Source organism: Microbispora cellulosiformans (assembly GCF_008728085.1).
In the GTDB taxonomy this organism is placed as follows: domain Bacteria; phylum Actinomycetota; class Actinomycetes; order Streptosporangiales; family Streptosporangiaceae; genus Microbispora; species Microbispora amethystogenes.
Window position 1 is genome coordinate 272972 of sequence record NZ_VYTZ01000009.1, and the last position, 18823, is coordinate 291794.

Here is an 18823-nt window from a genome sequence, read left to right on the forward strand (position 1 = left end):
CTCCCGGTCATCACGCGTTCACCAGTCTCTTCAGGATCGAGGTGAAGAAGCCGCGGCCGTCCACGCTCGGCGCGCCGGTCAGGTCCTCGACCGCGTGCTCGGGGTGGGGCATGAGGCCGACGACGTTCCCGGCCTCGTTGGCGATCCCCGCGATGTCGTTGAGCGAGCCGTTGGGGTTGCCGCCGGCGTAGCGGAAGACCACCCGGCCCTCGCCCTCCAGCGCCGCCAGCGTGGCGGCGTCGGCGACGTAGCGGCCCTCGCCGTGCTTGATCGGCAGCACGATCTCCTGGCCGTCCGCGAAGTCCGAGGTCCAGGCCGTACGCGTGCTCTCGACGCGGATGCGCTGGTCGCGGCAGATGTAGTGCAGGCCCTCGTTGCGGGTCAGCGCGCCCGGCAGCAGGTGCGCCTCACAGAGGATCTGGAAGCCGTTGCAGGTGCCGAGCACGGGCAGCCCGGCCTGCGCGGCCGGGATCAGCTCGGTCATGAGGGGGGAGAACCGGGAGATCGCCCCACAGCGAAGGTAGTCGCCGTAGGAGAACCCGCCGGGCAGGAAGACGGCGTCGACGCCCTTGAGGTCGTGGTCGGCGTGCCACAGCGGCACGGCCTCCGCTCCGGCCAGCCGTACGGCTCGCGCGGCATCCTGGTCGTCGAGTGTTCCGGGGAAGGTGACGACGCCCACCCGGGCAGCGCTCATGACTGTGTTCCCTCCAAGGATCGCCGCCAGGCCGGACGTCACCGTCTCATGTGCCGGACGGCGGTCAGTGGCGGTACACCTCAGAGTATCGGAGCCGCCAAATCAGCCGCTCTGGCGGAGCCCCGAACCGATCGGGCCGCGTCATGCGCCACACGTGCCGCGCCGTGCGCCGGCGCGGCCGGTGGCCGGAGCCTTCAGACCCCGGCCAGGTGGCGGTCGAGAGTGAGATGGTGGGCGATGGCGTCCTCGGCCCAGTCGAGCTCCTTGCACATCCGCACGGTCGTGCCGCGGCCGGGCGTGATGTCGAAGGACAGGTCGTCCAGGACGGCCCGCATGATCAAGATTCCTCTGCCGTGCTCGGTCTCCGCCGGCGGATGCTGCCGGGGGATCATGTGCAGACCCTGGCCGCCGTCGGCGACGCGCAACTCACATCGGCCGTTGCCGATAGTGGCCATGACCTCGTAACGGTTGGCCGGTCCACCGTGCCTGACGGCGTTGGCGCACGCCTCGGACGTGGCCAGGAGTATGTCGGACACGCACTCCTCGGTCACCCCGAGCGACCGGAGCGCGTTCCCCACCACACGGCGGACCATCGGGATGCCGATCGCATCCCTCGGCATGGCCAGCGAGAACTCAATATCCACCGGACCCCTCCCCGGTGTCGAAGGTCACCACGGTAGGCTTCCCCGATGAATCAGGGCTAACCGCAAAATCACGGTCCTGTTATTCGGGGCGTGCCTCATGGGTGGGTTTAAGACGACCTATGTCCTATTTACGAGGGAGAAGTCAGGGGCACGGCGGTGTGAAATGCACCACTTCACTCCGCGACGCTGATCGCGAAGTCCTCGATCACTGTGTTGGCCAGCAGGGTTTCGGCCATCTTTCGGACCTCCGAAAGGGCGGCCTCGTCGGCGGGCCCGTCCAGCTCCAGCTCGAACCGCTTGCCCTGCCGCACCTCGGAGACCCCGGAGAAGCCGAGCCGCGGCAGTGCCCGGGCGATCGCCTGGCCCTGCGGGTCGAGGATCTCCGGCTTGAGCATGACGTCGACGATCACGCGCGCCACGATGTGCCTCCAATTTCGGGTGGACCCGCCGGCTTCGGGGGCCCGCCAACTTCGGGTGGGTCCGTTTTCGGGGTCAAGCCTAGTGGCGGCCCGGTGACGCGTTCGCGACGGGCCGCGCGGCGGGCCACGCAGCCCGCGACGGGCCGCGCTGCGGGTCATGCGACGGGCCACGCGAGGGACAGGGCCGCGCGGCGGGAGGGTGTGACGCCTCACACCCCGGGAATCGGAGAGGTGTGGACAGGAGGGTGAGGGGTCTTGCGCGTAGGGGTGTGACTTCTGCCACGATGTCCGCATATGCGACCGGTCGCCCCACCCCCGCGGCCGTGCGCCGACCCTATCCGGCCCTCCGGCGGTGGCGACCCCACCCGTGGGGGGCAAGAGACGCACAGGAGCGGCATGTGACAGCCCACGCCCCTCGCGGTGCCGACGCACCCCCGGAGCTCGTCCAACTGCTCACCCCCGAGGGAGAGCGGGTCGAGCATCCCGACTACGACATCGAGCTGACCGCCGAAGAGGTCCGCTCCCTCTATCGCGACCTGGTCCTCGTACGCCGCATCGACCTGGAGGCCGTCGCGCTCCAGCGGCAGGGCGAGCTCGGCCTCTGGGCGTCCCTGCTCGGGCAGGAGGCCGCGCAGGTCGGGTCCGGCCGGGCGCTCACCGGCGCCGACATGGCCTTCCCCACCTACCGCGAGCACGGCGTGGCCTGGTGCCGCGACGTCGACCCGGTCAACCTGCTCGCGCTGTTCCGCGGCGTGAACAACGGCGGGTGGAACCCGGCCGAGCACAACTTCCACCTCTACACGATCGTCATCGGCTCCCAGACCCTGCACGCGGTCGGCTACGCCATGGGCATCCAGCGCGACGGCGGGGACTCCGCGGCGATCGTCTACTTCGGCGACGGCGCGACCTCCCAGGGCGACGTGAACGAGTCCTTCATCTGGGCCTCGGTGTTCAACGCGCCGGTGGTCTTCTTCTGCCAGAACAACCAGTGGGCGATCTCCGAACCGCTGGAGAAGCAGTCGAAGATCCCCCTCTACAAGAGGGCGTCGGGCTTCGGCTTCCCCGGCATCCGGGTCGACGGCAACGACGTCTTCGCCTGCCTGGCCGTGACCCGCGCCGCGCTGCGGAACGCCCGCGAGGGACAGGGCCCGACCCTGATCGAGGCGTTCACCTACCGGATGGGCGCGCACACCACCTCCGACGACCCCACCCGCTACCGCCTCGCGAACGAGCTGGAGGCCTGGAAGCTGAAGGACCCCATCGAGCGGGTCAAGGCGTACCTGTTCAAGAACGAGCTCGCCGACCAGGAGTTCTTCGAGAAGGTCGACGCGGAGGCCGACGCGCTCGGCAAGGACGTGCGCGACCGGTGCCTCGCGCTGCCCGACCCGCCGCCCGGGGCTATCTTTGATCACGTGTACGCGGGCGCCCACGCACTCCTCGACGAGGAACGCGAGCAGTATCTGACCTACCTGGCGGGATTCGAGCGATGACCACACTGACTCTCGCCAAGGCGTTGAACGAGGGCCTGCGCCGCTCGATGGAGGACGACGCCAAGGTCCTCCTGATGGGAGAGGACGTCGGCAAGCTCGGCGGCGTCTTCCGGGTGACCGACGGCCTGCAGAAGGACTTCGGCGAGGACCGCGTGATCGACACGCCGCTCGCCGAGTCGGGGATCATCGGCACGGCGATCGGCCTGGCCCTGCGCGGCTACCGGCCCATCTGCGAGATCCAGTTCGACGGGTTCGTGTTCCCGGCCGCCGACCAGATCATCACGCAGCTCGCCAAGATGCCGCTGCGCTCGCTCGGCACGCTGAAGCTGCCGGTTGTCGTGCGCATCCCCTGCGGCGGCGGCATCGGGGCGGTCGAGCACCACTCCGAGTCGCCGGAGGTGTACTTCACCCACACCGCCGGCCTGCGGGTGGTCGCGTGCTCCAACCCCGCCGACGCGTACACCATGATCCAGGACGCGGTCCGCTGCGACGACCCGATCATCTTCTTCGAGCCCAAGCGCCGCTACTGGGACAAGGCCGAGGTGGACCTCGCCGCTCCCGGCCTGCCGCTCGACCGCGCCCGCGTCGTACGGCCCGGCCGGGACGTCACGCTCGTGGCGTACGGGCCGATGGTGAAGACCTGCCTGGAGGCCGCGGCGGCGGCCGAGGAGGACGGACGGGACATCGAGGTGATCGACCTGCGCTCGCTCAACCCCCTGGACGCCGAGGTGCTGACCGAGTCGGTGACGCGGACCGGCCGCTGCGTGGTCGTCCACGAGGCTCCGGTCTTCACCGGGTTCGGGGCCGAGATCGCGGCGCGGGTCACCGAGCGCTGCTTCTACCACCTTGAGGCCCCGGTGCTGCGGGTGGGCGGGTTCTCCACGCCCTACCCGCCGTCCCGGCTGGAGGAGCACTACCTGCCCGACCTCGACCGGGTGCTCGACGCCGTCGACCGCTCGTTCGCGTACTGAGGGGAGAGATCTGATGCTCCGCGAGTTCAGGCTCCCCGACGTCGGCGAGGGGCTGACCGAGGCCGAGATCGTCAGGTGGCACGTCACCCCGGGCGACTCCGTGAAGATCAACCAGACGATCGTGGAGATCGAGACGGCCAAGGCCGTGGTCGAGCTGCCCTGCCCGTACGAGGGCACGGTGTCGGCCCTGATGGCCGACGAGGGCCAGACGGTCGACGTGGGCGCCCCGATCATCTCGGTCCGTACGGGCGACGGCGAGGGCCCGGCCGACGCCGGCCGGGAGGCGCTGGCGGACGACCTGGTGCCGGACGTGGCAGACGGCGCCGAGCCGAAGAAGGAGAAGCGCCAGCCGGTGCTCGTCGGGTACGGCGTGAAGACGTCCGCGACCCGCCGCCGCCCCCGCAAGCCCGCCCCGCCCGCTCCCGCTCCGTCCGCTCCTGTTTCGGCCACCCCGGCTGCCCCGGCCCCGGCCGCGTACGCCCCACCGGCCCCCACGGCCGCCCCGCCCGCCTCGCCCTCTGTGCCCCCTGCGCCCGCGAACGGGCACGCGGCGTCGGCCCGGGTTCAGGTCCTGGCGAAGCCGCCGGTGCGCAAGCTCGCCAGGGACCTCGGCGTCGACCTGACGGCCCTCACCGGCACCGGCCCGCAGGGGTCGATCACCCGGGCCGACGTGGAGGCCGCGGTGGCGGCGCCCGCCCCCGCGACCTCGGTGGCCGCAGGGGTGCGGGAGGAGTACATCCCCGTCAGAGGGGTCAGGAAGGCGACCGCGCAGGCCATGGTGGCCAGCGCGTTCTCGGCTCCGCACGTGACGGAGTGGCTCCAGGTCGACGTGACCGAGACGATGGAGGCCGTACGGCGGCTGCGGACGCTGCCCGAGTTCGCCGAGGTCAAGGTGTCGCCGCTGCTCCTGGTGGCGAAGGCGCTGATCACGGCGGTGAAGCGGCACCCGATGGCGAACGCCTCGTGGACCGGCGAGGAGATCGTGGTCAAGCACTACGTGAACCTCGGCATCGCCGCCGCCACCGACCGCGGCCTCATCGTGCCGAATGTCAAGGACGCCGACGCGATGTCGCTGCCCGGCCTGGCGCGGGCGCTCGGCGAGCTCACCGAGCGGGCGCGGGCGGGGAAGTGCCAGCCGGCCGAGCTGACCGGCGGCACGATCACGATCACCAACGTGGGGGTCTTCGGCGTCGACGCCGGAACGCCGATCCTGAATCCGGGAGAGGTGGCGATCCTCGCCGTCGGGCAGATCAGGGACATGCCCTGGGTGGTCGACGGGCAGCTCGCGGTCCGCAAGGTGACCACGCTGGCGCTGTCGTTCGACCACCGCGTGGTCGACGGCGAGCTCGGTTCGTACGTCCTGCGCGACGTCGGCGCCATGCTGGAAGATCCACTGCGCATGCTCGCCTGGAGCTGACACGCACGAATACGGAAGGGCCGGAAACCGGTGGCGGTCTCCGGCCCTTCCGCTGCCTGCGAGCCGAACGCGACCTGTGCGGCGAGGGCCGGTGCCCTTTTCACACCGTCAAGAAATCGGCACAGTCAGCCGATAAATGTCTACCCGCGTTTCAGATATGACCGAGTACGGCGGTCATCGCCGGAATTGGCATTATGTTTACCGCCTCCCCATAGGGATATCCTCCGAGCGTCACGATCAAGGTCGGGACGTGGCGAAGCTGTGACCCCCCGTTTCTCCTAGAAATCGGCTGTTGTGCCGTGAAGGATCCGGGAGGTCCATTTGCTGGCTAGGTCCGGCATGCGCAGAAAACTCTTCACCGGTGGTGTGGTGGGCGCTGTCGCGTGTGCGATTGGTTTGGGGCCGTTGGTGTTCCCCTCTTTCGCTACTTTCCGCCCGAAGATCGGGGATCTGCCCGTCGTCATCGACTGCGGCCCGGATCGGGTGGGGCCGACCTTGCGGTTGCGGCAGCAGTCGCGAACGGACGGCGACCGCGTGGACGTCACCGTGCTCATCGCCAACACCGGTCGGGAGGACGCGAAGGCGGCGGGTTTCACCGAGGACCTCTCCGGCGTTCCCGGGCAGGCGGTGGTGGGCGAGGCGCAGGCGAGTGGTGGCGCGCTGTCCTTCCACAAGCCGATGCTCAGGTGGACGGGTGACCTCCCGGCCGGTGACAGCGTGACGGTGCGTTACGCGATCAAGAAGCCGGCCAAACAGGCGACCATCCCGATGGTCGACACGACCGCCGGACGGACCTGCCGCGACATGGCCCCGAGCGCCGAAGCCGCCGGCGCTTCCGGCACGGCCATCGGTGAGGCCACCAGTACGGCGGTGCCGGCCGACGCCCAGCCGGTCACCGCCGCCGCCACAGCCCCCACCACGAAAGCCCCGACGCCCGGAGCGACGCCCGGGACCGCTTCCGGTCCCGCGTCGGATGAGGGGATGGCAGCCGAGCGGCGACCGGCCCGGCGCGGGTCGGCCGCCGAGACGGCGACCGCGAGCGGACCCGAGTCGCTGCGCAGGACGTCGAAGGCGCTTCTGGCGCCGGTGCCGTTCTCCCAGCGTTACCTCGGCAACTACCGGGGGGCGGTGACCCGGGTGGCGAACGCGGTGGTCACCTGTTACCCGCCGGCGGTGTCGGATTGTGCGACCCGGCGCAACGGGGTGGGCAACAACAACGTCGCGGCCGCCTATGTCGACGTCGACTCCGACGCCTCGACGTTCGACTCCAGCACGGCGGACCTCACGCTGACAGCCGGCGCCCAGGTGGCGTACGCGCGGCTGTACTGGGGAGGGCGCGGCCAGACCACGACCGACACCCCGGGCCTGCCGGCGAACAACCGCTTCGCGCCCAACATCGCCCAGCGTGGGCAGGTGCTGATCAAGGTGCCGGGAGCGAGCGGCTACCAGACGATCAGCGCGGCGGCCGCGGACGTCGGTGACACCCCCGACAACGTGACCGCGAGCGGGATCGTTTACGGCGCCTCGGCGGACGTGACCTCCCTCGTGGCGGCGGCGGGAGCGGGCACCTACACGGTGGCCAACGTTCAGGCGTCTCAGGGATTCGACAATCTCGGTGCGTTCGGCGGGTGGACGCTGGTGGTGGCCTACCGGGACCCGTCGCTGCCGTTGCGGAACATCGCGGTGTTCGACGGGTTCCTCAACCAGCAGAACAACACGCCCGCCACCACCATCACGTTGTCCGGGTTTCAGACCCCCACGACCGGCCCGGTGAACGTCACTCTGGGCGAGGTGGCTCTCGACGGAGACAACGCCATCGTCGGCGACTCGCTGGCCGTGAAGTCGACGAACGGGCCGCAGACCACGCTCAGCGACGCTCTGCACCCGGCCGACAACTTCTTCAACTCCACGATCGCCACCCTGGGCAGCCAGGTGACGAACCGCAATCCCGCGTACACGAACACGCTGGGGTACGACTCGAGCGTCATCGACGCGTCGTCGGCGTTCCGGAACAACGACACCTCGGCGCAGTTCACCTTCAGCACGGTGGGTGACTCCTACTGGCCGTCGGCCTTCTTCACGCAGATCGACCTGCACCAGGCGAACATCCAGGTGAGCAAGTCCGCTCAGGTGGTCGGGGGCGGGACTCCGGCGCCGGGCTCGACCGTCGAGTACACCCTCACCGCGACCAACACCGGCGACGACAACTCAATCAACACGATCCTGACCGACCCGATCCCGGCCGGAGCCACGTACAGCCCGGGGACGATCGTCGTGGCGTCAGGGCCGAACGCCGGTCCGAAGACCGACGCCGTCGGCGACGACCAGGGCGAGTTCGTCGGCAACCAGGTCCAGGTGCAACTCGGCACGGGCGCGACTCCCTTCGCCGGGGGCACGCTGGCGCCCGGACAGTCGACCTCCGTCACGTTCCGGGTGGTGCTCACACCCGCCTCGGGGGGCACGACGGTGACCAACACCGGGACCGTCGGCTACGCCAGTGCCGACACTCCGACCCAGCCGGGCCAGTCCTCCGGGAGCGGCTCGATCGTCGTCCCCGCGCAGATCTCCTCCCTCGCGTTGCTGAAGACGGCCTCTCCGGGCACGGTGTCGTCGGCCGGTCAGACGGTCACCTACTCGTTCCGGGTCACGAACACCGGCAACACGACGTTGACCGGGGTGAGCGCGGTGGACACGTTGTTCTCGGGCACCGGTACGCCGCCGGTGATCAGCTGCCCGGTCACCACGTTGACGCCCGGGGCGTCCACGACGTGTACGGGGACGTACACGGTGACGCAGGCGGACATCGACGCGGGGACGATCGTGAACACGGCGACGGCTTCGGGCACACCGCCGTTCGGGCCGGCGGTGACGTCGAATCCGTCGACGGCGACGGTGAACGCCCCGCGTAACGCGCAGCTGGCGTTGCAGAAGACGGCGTTCCCGAACACGGTGTCGGCGGCAGGGCGGACGATCACGTATTCGCTGCTGGTCACGAACACCGGCAACACGACGCTGACCGGTGTGACGGCGGCGGACACCGCCTTCTCGGGTACGGGTACGCCGCCGGTGTTCTCGTGTCCGGTGGCGACGCTGGTGCCGGGTGCGTCCACGACGTGTACGGGGACGTATACGGTGACGCAGGCGGACATCGACGCCGGGTCGATCGTGAACACGGCGGTGGCCTCCGGTACGCCGCCGACGGGTCCGGCGATCTCGTCCAATCCGTCCACGGTGACGGTGGCCGCTCCGCGTAACGCGCAGGTGGCGTTGCTGAAGACGGCGTCGCCGAGCACGGTGTCGGCGGCGGGCCAGACCGTGACGTACTCCTACCTGGTCACGAACATCGGGAATACGACGTTGACCGGGGTGAGCGCGGTGGACACGGCGTTCTCCGGCACGGGAACGCCGCCGGTGATCTCGTGTCCGGTGACGACGCTCGTGCCGTCCGCGTCGACGACGTGTACGGGGACCTACACGGTGACGCAGGCGGACATCGACGCGGGGTCGATCGTGAACACGGCGACGGCCTCGGGCACTCCGCCGACGGGCCCGGCCGTGACATCCAGCCCGTCGACGGCGACGGTCAACGCTTCGCGCAACGCGCAGGTGGCCCTGTTGAAGACGGCGTCTCCGGGCACGGTGTCGGCGGCGGGCCAGACCGTGACGTACTCCTACCTGGTCACGAACACCGGTAACACGACGCTGACCGGGGTGAGCGCGGTGGACACGGCGTTCTCGGGCACCGGCACACCACCGGTCATCACCTGTCCGGTGACGAATCTGACACCGGGTGCCTTGACGACGTGTACGGGGACGTACACGGTGACGCAGGCGGACATCGACGCGGGGTCGATCGTGAACACGGCGACGGCCTCGGGCACTCCGCCGACGGGTCCGGCGGTGACGTCGAACCCGTCGACGGCGACGGTCAACGCTTCGCGCAACGCGCAGGTGGCCCTGTTGAAGACGGCGTCTCCGGGCACGGTGTCGGCGGCGGGGCGGACGATCACCTACTCGTTCCTGGTGACGAACACCGGCAACACGACGTTGACCGGGGTGAACGCGGTGGACACGGCGTTCTCGGGTACGGGGACGCCGCCGGTGATCACCTGTCCGGTGACGACGTTGACGCCGTCCGCGTCCACGACATGTACGGGGACGTATGTGACGACCCAGGCGGACATCGACGCGGGGGCGATCGTGAACACCGCGACCGCCTCGGGCACGCCGCCCTCCGGGCCCGCTGTGACGTCCAACCCGTCCACCGCGACGGTCACCGCTCCGTCGACTTCACAACTGGCACTGCTGAAGACGGCGTCTCCGGGCACGGTGTCGGCCGCGGGCCAGACGGTGACGTACTCCTTCCTGGTGACGAACACGGGGAACACGACGCTGACCGGCGTGACGGCGGAGGACACGTCGTTCTCGGGCACCGGTACACCGCCGGTGATCACCTGCCCGGTCACCACGTTGACACCGGCCGCTTCCACGACATGTACGGGGTCGTACACGGTGACCCAGGCGGACATCGACGCGGGGGCGGTCGTGAACACGGCGACCGCCTCGGGCACGCCACCGACCGGCCCGGCGGTCACGTCCAACCCGTCGACGGCGACGGTGAACGCTCCGCGTAACGCGCAACTGGCGTTGCAGAAGACGGCGTTCCCGAACACCGTGTCGGTGACCGGGCGGACGATCGTGTACTCCCTGCTGGTGACGAACACGGGCAACGCGACGCTGACCGGCGTGACGGCGGTGGACACGTCGTTCTCCGGTTCGGGGACGCCGCCGGTGTTCTCGTGTCCGGTGTCGACGCTGGCGCCGGGTGCGTCCACGACGTGTACGGGGACGTATGTGACGACGCAGGCGGACATCGACGCGGGGGCGATCGTGAACACGGCGGTGGCGTCGGGGACGCCGCCGTCAGGTCCGGCGATCTCCTCGAATCCGTCGACGGCGACGGTGACCGCTCCGCGTAACGCCCAGTTGGCGTTGCAGAAGACGGCGTCCCCGACGACGGTGTCGGCGGCCGGTCAGACGGTGGCGTACTCCTACCTGGTGACGAACACGGGGAACACGACGTTGACCGGTGTGACGGCGGCGGACACATCGTTCTCGGGCTCGGGTACGCCGCCGGTGATCACCTGTCCGGTGACGACGCTGACGCCGTCCGCGTCCACGACGTGTTCGGGGTCGTACACGGTGACGCAGGCGGACATCGACGCGGGGGCGATCGTGAACACGGCGACCGCCTCGGGCGCTCCGCCGACGGGTCCCGCCGTCACATCGAACCCGTCCACCGCGACGGTGACCAGCGCTGCGGCTCCAGGCCTGGCGTTGCAGAAGACGCCCTCTCAGACGAGCGTGCCTGTGGCGGGACGGACGATCGTCTACTCCTACCACATCACGAACACCGGCAACACGACGTTGACCGGGGTGACGGCGACGGACACGTCGTTCTCGGGCACGGGCACGCCGCCGGTGATCACCTGCCCGGTGAGCACGCTGACGCCGGGCGCGACGACCACGTGTACGGGGCCGTACACCGTGACGCAGGCGGACATCGACGCGGGGTCGATCGTGAACACGGCGGTGGCCACGGGGAATCCGCCGTCGGGTCCGGCCGTCACGTCGAACCCGTCGACGGCGACGGTCACCGCTCCGCGTGACGCGCAGCTGGCGTTGCTGAAGACGGCCTTCCCGAGCAGCATGTCCGAGGCGGGTCAGGTCATCACCTACTCGTTCCGGGTCACGAACACCGGCAACACGACGCTGACCGGGGTGAACGCGGTGGACACGGCGTTCTCCGGTTCGGGCACGCCGCCAGTGATCACCTGCCCGGTGACGACGCTGGTGCCGGCCGCCTCGACGACATGTACGGGGACGTACACGGTGACGCAGGCGGACATCGACGCGGGGGCGATCGTGAACACGGCGGTGGCCACGGGGAATCCGCCGTCGGGTCCGGCCGTCACGTCGAACCCGTCCACGGCGACGGTGAGCAGCACCGCGGCTCCCGGTCTGTCGTTGCTGAAGACGGCGTTCCCTACCACGGTGTTCGTGGCGGGACGGACGGTGGTCTACTCGTTCGCGATCGTCAACACGGGGGACGTCACGCTGACCGGGGTGACGGTCGCGGACACCGCCTTCTCGGGCACCGGGACGCCACCAGTGATCACCTGCCCGGTGACGACGCTGGCGCCCGACGAGTCCACGACCTGTACGGGGACCTACACGGCGACGCAGGCGGACATCGACGCCGGGTCGATCGTGAACACCGCGGTGGCCACGGGGACGCCGCCGACGGGTCCGGCGGTGTCGTCGAATCCGTCGACGGCGACGGTGAACACCCCGCCCGACCCGCAGGTGGCGTTGCTGAAGACGGCGTCGCCGAGCACGGTGACGGCCGCGGGCCAGACGGTGACGTACTCCTACCTGGTCACGAACACGGGCAACACGACGCTGACGGGGGTGAGCGCGGTGGACACGGCGTTCTCGGGCTCCGGGACGCCGCCGGTGATCACATGTCCGGTGACGACGCTGGTGCCGACCGCGTCGACGACGTGTACGGGGACCTACACGGTGACACAGGCCGACATCGACGCCGGTTCGGTCGTGAACACGGCGACGGCCTCGGGTACGCCTCCGACTGGGCCGGCCGTGACGTCGAGCCCGTCGACGGCGACGGTGAACGCTCCGCGTAACGCGCAGCTGGCGTTGCAGAAGACGCCGTCCCAGACGAGCGTGCCGGCGGCGGGGCGGGTCATCGTCTACTCGTACCACGTCACGAACACCGGCAACACGACGCTGACCGGGGTGACGGCGACGGACACGTTCTTCTCGGGCACCGGGACGCCGCCGGTGATCACCTGCCCGGTGACGACGCTGGTGCCGACCGCCTCGACGACCTGTACGGGGTCGTACACGGTGACGCAGGCGGACATCGACGCGGGGTCGATCGTGAACACGGCGGTGGCCACCGGCACACCGCCGACGGGCCCGGCCGTGGCGTCCAACCCGTCCACCGCGACGGTCATCGCGCCGCCGACTCCGCAGGTGGTGTTGCAGAAGACGGCCAACCCGAGCACGGTGTCGTCGGCCGGTCAGACGGTCACGTACTCGTATCTCGTCACGAACGTCGGGAACACGACGCTGACCGGGGTGACGGCGGTGGACACGTCGTTCTCCGGTACGGGGACGCCGCCCGTGATCACGTGCCCGGTGACGACGCTGGCGCCGCAGACGTCCACGACGTGTACGGGGTCGTACACGGTGACGCAGGCGGACATCGACGCGGGGTCGATCGTGAACACCGCGACCGCCTCGGGCACGCCGCCCGAGGGCCCGGCGGTGACGTCCAACCCGTCCACCGCGACGGTGACCAGCGCAGCGGCTCCCGGCCTGGCGCTGCAGAAGACGGCGTTCCCGAGCACGATTCCGGCGGCGGGACGGACGATCACCTACTCGTTCGCGATCGTCAACACGGGGGACACCACGCTGACCGGGGTGACGGCGGTGGACACGTTCTTCTCGGGCACGGGTACGCCGCCGGTGGTCACGTGTCCGGTGACGACCCTGGCCCCCGACGCCTCGACGACGTGTACGGGGACGTACGTGACGACGCAGGCGGACATCGACGCGGGGTCGGTCGTGAACACGGCGGTGGCCTCGGGTACGCCGCCGACCGGTCCGGCGGTCGACTCGAATCCGTCCACGGCGACGGTGACCGCTCCGGCGAGCTCGCAACTTGCGCTGCAGAAGACGGCGTCGCCGAGCGCGGTGACGGCCGCGGGTCAGACGATCACGTACTCCTACCTGGTGAGCAACACCGGCAACACGACGCTGACCGGCGTCACGGCGGTGGACACGGCCTTCTCCGGCACCGGGACACCGCCGGCGATCTCGTGTCCGGTGACGACGCTCGTGCCGTCCGCTTCGACGACGTGTACGGGGACATACACGGTGACCCAGGCGGACATCGACGCGGGGTCGGTCGTGAACACGGCGACGGCCTCGGGCACGCCGCCGACGGGCCCGGCCGTGACGTCGAACCCGTCGACCGCCACGGTGAACGCTCCGGCGAGCTCGCAACTGGCGCTGCTGAAGACGGCGTCGCCGAGCACGGTGACGGCCGCGGGTCAGACGGTCACGTACTCCTATCTGGTGACGAACACCGGGAACACGACGTTGACCGGGGTGACGGCGGTGGACACGGCTTTTTCGGGCACGGGTACGCCGCCGGCGATCACGTGCCCGCTGACGACCCTGGCGCCCGACGCGTCCACGACGTGTACGGGGACGTACACGGTGACACAAGCGGACATCGACGCCGGGTCGGTCGTGAACACGGCGGTGGCGTCGGGGACGCCGCCGGAAGGTCCGGCGGTGTCGTCGGATCCGTCGACGGCGACGGTGAACGCTCCGCGTGACGCGCAGCTCGTGTTGGAGAAGACGCCGTCCCAGACCAGGGTGTCGTCCGCGGGCCGGTCGATCACCTACTCGTACCGCATCACGAACACGGGCAACACGACGCTGACCGGGGTGACGGCGACGGACACGTTCTTCTCGGGTACGGGGGCACCACCGGTGGTCACGTGTCCGGTGACGACGCTGGTGCCGCAGGCGACGACCACCTGTACGGGCACCTACGTGACGACGCAGGCGGACATCGACGCCGGCGAGATCGTGAACACGGCGGTGGCGTCCGGCGCACCACCGAGCGGTCCGGCCGTGACGTCCAACCCCTCCACCGCGACGGTGATCGCACCGCCTGAACCGCAACTTGCGCTGCTGAAGACGGCGTCGCCGAGTGCGGTGACGGCCGCCGGCCAGACGGTGACGTACTCTTATCTGGTCACCAACACGGGCAACACTACCTTGACCACCCTGAACGTGGTTGACACCGCCTTCTCCGGCAGGGGGGCGCCGCCCGTGGTCACCTGCCCGGTGACGACGCTTGCACCGCAGACGTCCACGACATGTACGGCGACCTACACGGTGACGCAGGCGGACATCGACGCGGGTTCGATCGTGAACACCGCGACGGCCACCGGGACGCCGCCGGAGGGCCCGGCGGTGACGTCCAACCCGTCGACGGCGACGGTGACCGCGCAGGTCGCTCCCGGCATCGCTCTGCTGAAGACCGCGTCTCCGTCGTCGGTGGCGACGGCGGGCCAGGTCGTGACGTACTCCTATCAGGTCACCAACACGGGCAACGCGACGCTGGCCGATGTGAGCGTGGCCGACCTGTCCTTCTCCGGCACCGGACTACCGCGGGCGATCCTGTGTCCGGTGACGACGCTGGTGCCGCAGGCGTCCACGACGTGTACGGGGACATACACGGTGACGCAGGCGGACATCGACGCGGGGTCGATCGTGAACACGGCGACGGCCTCCGGGACGCCGCCGTCCGGCCCGGCCGTGACGTCCAACCCGTCCACCGCCACAGTCGTCGCGACGCCCATCCCGGGACTGACCGTGAACAAGACGGCCGACCCGGTCACGGTGACGAGGACCGGCCAGGCGGTGACGTACTCTCACCTGGTCACGAACGTGGGGAACGTCACCCTCACCGGCCTGAACGTCCGGAACACGGCCTTCTCGGGTAAGGGGACGCCGCCGGTGGTCACATGTCCGGTGACGACGCTGGCGCCGGGTGCGTCGACGACGTGTACGGGGACGTACACGGTGGTGCAGGCGGACATCGACGACGGGAACATCGTGAACACGGCGACAGCCTCCGGTACGCCGCCGGAGGGTCCGGCCGTCGACTCGAACCCGTCCACGGCGACGGTGACCGTGCAGGCCGACAACCAGATCGCCCTGTCGAAGACGGCGTCTCCGTCGACGGTGTCGGCGGCGGGCCAGGTCGTGACGTACTCCCTCCTGGTCACGAACATCGGGAACACGACGCTGACCGGGGTGTCGGCGGCGGACACGTTCTTCTCGGGTTCGGGTACGCCGCCGGTGATCACGTGTCCGGTGTCGTCGCTGGCGCCGGGAGTGTCGACGACGTGTACCGGGTCGTACGCGGTGACGCAGGCGGACATCGACGCCGGGTCGATCGTGAACACGGCCGTGGCCACAGGGACGCCGCCATCGGGTCCCGCCGTGGGCTCGGACCCGTCCACCGCGACGGTGACGGCCACCTCGGCGCCGGCTCTGACGCTGACGAAGTCGGCGAGTCCGGCCACGGTGAGAGCGGCGGGTGAGGTCGTCACGTACTCGTACCTGGTGACTAACACGGGGAATGTCGCGCTGCGCGGGATTACGGCGGTGGACACGGCGTTCTCGGGTAAGGGGACGCCGCCGGTGGTGAGATGTCCGGTGTCGTCGCTGGCACCGGGTGCGTCGACGACGTGTACGGGGACGTACACGCTGATCCAGGCGGACATCGACGACGGCAACATCGTGAACACCGCGGTGGCGTCGGGGACGCCGCCGGAGGGTCCTGCCGTCGACTCGAACCCGTCCACCGCGACGGTGACCGTGTCGCCTGATCCTGAGCTGAGCATCGTGAAGTCGGCCGACCCGACCACGGTGTCGAAGGCGGGTCAGGTGGTGACGTACTCCTACCTGGTCACCAACATCGGTGACGTCACCTTCCACGACATCACGGTGGTGGACACGTCGTTCTCCGGTACGGGGAGGCCGCCGATGATCGAGTGCCCGGCCACGTCGCTGGCGCCGGGGATCTCGATGACGTGCAAGGCGACGTACGTGGTGACGCAGGCGGACATCGACGCCGGGTCGATCGTGGACACGGCGACGGCGTCCGGGTTCCCGCCGGAGGGTCCGGCGAGGACGTCTGATCCGTCCACGGCGACGGTCAGGGTGGCGTCGGATCCGGGGCTGGATCTGGTGAAGTCGGCCGATCCGTCGACGGTGTCGAAGGCGGGTGAGAAGGTGACGTACTCCTATCGGGTCACCAACACCGGCAACGTCACGCTGGACGACATCACGGTGGTGGACACGTCGTTCTCCGGCACGGGAAGGCCGCCGGTCGTCACCTGTCCGGCGAGGTCGCTGGCACCAGGCAAGTCGATGACGTGCACGGGGACCTACACGGTCACCCAGGCGGACATCGACGCCGGCGCGATCGTGAACCGGGCGAAGGTGCGGGGGATGCCGCCGTGGGGGCTGGGGGTGTACTCCGATCCGTCCGCGGCGACGGTGGACGTGCTCGCCGATCCTGAGCTGAGCCTGGTGAAGTCGGCCGACCCGGCGACGGTGACATGGGCGGGTCAGCAGGTGACGTACTCGTTCGAGGTCACCAACACCGGCGGCGTCACGCTGAGCGATCTACGGGTCCACGAGGAGGAGTTCTCGGGGGCCGGGAGCCTGTCGAAGGTGTCCTGCCCGGAGACGTCGCTGGCGCCGGAGGAGTCGACCATCTGCACGGGCACGTACACGGTCACGCAGGCCGACATCGACGCGGGGTCGATCGTGAACACCGCCGTGGCGGTGGGTACGGCGGCGTCGGTGGAAGGCGCGGTGCGCTCCAACCGGTCCACGACGACGGTGACCGCGGTCCTGGCGCCGGGGCTGACCCTGGTGAAGTCGGCCGACCCGGCCACGGTCTCGGGAGTGGGCCAGGAGGTGACGTACTCGTTCGCGGTCGCCAACACCGGCAACGTCACGGTCAGCGGCCTGGTGGTCGACGAGGTGGAGTTCTCGGGGACCGGGACGCTGTCCGCGGTGACCTGCCCGGTGACCACTCTCGCGCCGGGGCGGTGGACCACCTGCGTGGGCACCTACGCCACCACCCAGGATGATGCGAGCGCGGGGTCGGTCGTGAACACCGCCGTGGCGGCGGGCGCGATCCCGTCCGGGCAGATCGTGGGCTCCAACGCGTCGACCACCACGGTACGGGTGATCTGGGCGGTGCCGTTGACGCCGAGGTTCACCTGCCCGCGGAACAGGTGGCTGGGCAACGTCGCCAACTACGGGTTCACGGTGTTCAACAACACACCGGCCACGACCGAGACCAGCGTGACCAACGACCTGTCGGGGATCCTGGACGACGCCAGGTTCCTGGGCGGCAAGGCCAGCGACGGCGCGTTGTCGAACACGCCCACGGCCCTGACCTGGAAGGGGAAGCTGAAGCCCTACCAGAAGGCGCTGATCACCTACGCGGTGCAGCTCGCCAAGCCGTCCGGTGACCGCAAGCTGGTCAATAACCTGGTCGGCCCGGCACCCGCCGGCGGGGTGCAGGTCTCACCGGTCCGCGCACCGCAGACCGGCACCTGCCAGGGCGCGAACTCCGCCCGCCCGATCGCCCGCCCAATGGCTCACCCGATCGCCCGCCCGATGGTCGCCAACCCGGCCCATCCCGGCCGGAAACACCACGGCCGTGGCAGCGGCAGCCCGAAAGCGGTGAAGGCCGTCAACCGGCCGGCCCGGCGACGGCTGTAAGGCATCACAACCAAGGTCCGCCTCCCCTCACGGGGAGGCGGACCTTCGCCATGAGAAGGCGCCATGAGAAGGGCCGTAAAAATCAACGCCAAAAAGGCTCAAGGAAAACCGGGCGAGCGGGTGAACCGCCTTTTGGCAATGCGCGGTGTGATATCCGTTGTTCGTCGCCGGCTCTGCACACGCCGGAATGAACGGCATGGCTGACAAAAATTCGAATACCCCAAATCCACCGATACTGCGGGAGTCGTCAATGAGCATGCGAATAACGGCACCTTCGGCGGTGCGCTCCCTCGCGCTGGCGGTCCTCGCCGCCACGGCGGTCGCCGGCTGTGGTGCGGGCGGGCACGCCACGCCCCAGACGTCCGCCGCGGCGCACAAGCAGCCCGCCCCGGAGGCGTCCGCCGCGAAGGTCGTGGCCAATCCCCTCCCGACGAAGGTCGCGAACGAGCCGAGCGTCCGGGAGAACGTCGTGCAGACCAAGTGCGCGTCCGTCCCGGGTGGCTGGGGTGCGGAGGGAACGGCGAAGAACCCCGGCAAGAAGGCCGTCACCTACAAGATCGTCGTCTACTTCACCACGAAGAAGGCGACCACGCTCGACTTCGCCCAGGCACGCGTGACGGTTCCGCCGGGCAAGACGGTTCCCTGGAAGGCGTCAAAGCACTTCCACACCGAGGGCGAGATGCTCTGCCCCATGCCCGGCATCAGCGTCGAGACCTGAGCCGACCCGGGGCGTACAAGCCGTCTGCAAGATCGCAACCAGTGACACTCAAGCAC

Annotated in this window: 8 protein-coding genes; 5 read left to right on the forward strand and 3 right to left on the reverse strand. The window is 69.7% G+C overall.

Annotated elements, in window-relative coordinates; all coding sequences use genetic code 11:
* Nucleotides 1–10 precede the first annotated feature (10 nt).
* The 3 genes from purQ to purS form a co-directional block, all read right to left on the reverse strand.
* Nucleotides 11–694 (reverse strand): phosphoribosylformylglycinamidine synthase subunit PurQ, encoded by a 684-nt coding sequence (gene purQ / locus F5972_RS25720; protein WP_150936678.1) that lies wholly within the window; start codon nt 692–694, stop codon nt 11–13.
* 194 nt (nt 695–888) lie between these two features.
* Nucleotides 889–1338 carry an ATP-binding protein gene (locus F5972_RS25725; protein ID WP_150936680.1) on the reverse strand — a complete coding sequence of 150 codons (450 nt, stop codon included), beginning with the start codon at nt 1336–1338 and terminating at the stop codon, nt 889–891.
* 173 nt (nt 1339–1511) lie between these two features.
* On the reverse strand, nt 1512–1757 hold the full coding sequence (gene purS / locus F5972_RS25730) for a phosphoribosylformylglycinamidine synthase subunit PurS (RefSeq protein ID WP_150936681.1): 246 nt from the start codon (nt 1755–1757) through the stop codon (nt 1512–1514).
* A gap of 398 nt (nt 1758–2155) precedes the next feature.
* On the opposite strand from purS, the gene pdhA reads away from it, so the two are divergent.
* The 5 genes from pdhA (at nt 2156) to F5972_RS25755 (ending at nt 18767) form a co-directional block, all read left to right on the forward strand.
* Nucleotides 2156–3247 (forward strand): pyruvate dehydrogenase (acetyl-transferring) E1 component subunit alpha, encoded by a 1092-nt coding sequence (gene pdhA, locus F5972_RS25735; RefSeq protein WP_225311858.1) that lies wholly within the window; start codon nt 2156–2158, stop codon nt 3245–3247.
* Nucleotides 3244–4218 (forward strand): alpha-ketoacid dehydrogenase subunit beta, encoded by a 975-nt coding sequence (locus F5972_RS25740; protein WP_150936685.1) that lies wholly within the window; start codon nt 3244–3246, stop codon nt 4216–4218. Before pdhA ends, F5972_RS25740 begins: the two co-directional genes overlap by 4 nt.
* A gap of 13 nt (nt 4219–4231) precedes the next feature.
* Nucleotides 4232–5635 carry a dihydrolipoamide acetyltransferase family protein gene (locus F5972_RS25745; RefSeq protein ID WP_150936687.1) on the forward strand — a complete coding sequence of 468 codons (1404 nt, stop codon included), beginning with the start codon at nt 4232–4234 and terminating at the stop codon, nt 5633–5635.
* A 495-nt stretch (nt 5636–6130) separates the two neighbouring features.
* Nucleotides 6131–18049 (forward strand): DUF7507 domain-containing protein, encoded by an 11919-nt coding sequence (locus F5972_RS25750; RefSeq protein WP_150936689.1) that lies wholly within the window; start codon nt 6131–6133, stop codon nt 18047–18049.
* Nucleotides 18050–18299: 250 nt separating this feature from the next.
* On the forward strand, nt 18300–18767 hold the full coding sequence (locus tag F5972_RS25755; RefSeq protein WP_150936691.1) for a hypothetical protein: 468 nt from the start codon (nt 18300–18302) through the stop codon (nt 18765–18767).
* Nucleotides 18768–18823: the final 56 nt, after the last annotated feature.

Excerpts from the sequence above, each read along its gene's own strand:
- F5972_RS25740 (WP_150936685.1), top strand. The coding sequence starts at position 3,244 with ATGACCACACTGACTCTCGCCAAGGCGTTGAACGAGGGCCTGCGCCGC.
- purQ (WP_150936678.1), bottom strand. The coding sequence starts at position 694 with ATGAGCGCTGCCCGGGTGGGCGTCGTCACCTTCCCCGGAACACTCGAC.
- F5972_RS25745 (WP_150936687.1), top strand. The coding sequence starts at position 4,232 with ATGCTCCGCGAGTTCAGGCTCCCCGACGTCGGCGAGGGGCTGACCGAG.
- F5972_RS25755 (WP_150936691.1), top strand. The coding sequence starts at position 18,300 with ATGAGCATGCGAATAACGGCACCTTCGGCGGTGCGCTCCCTCGCGCTG.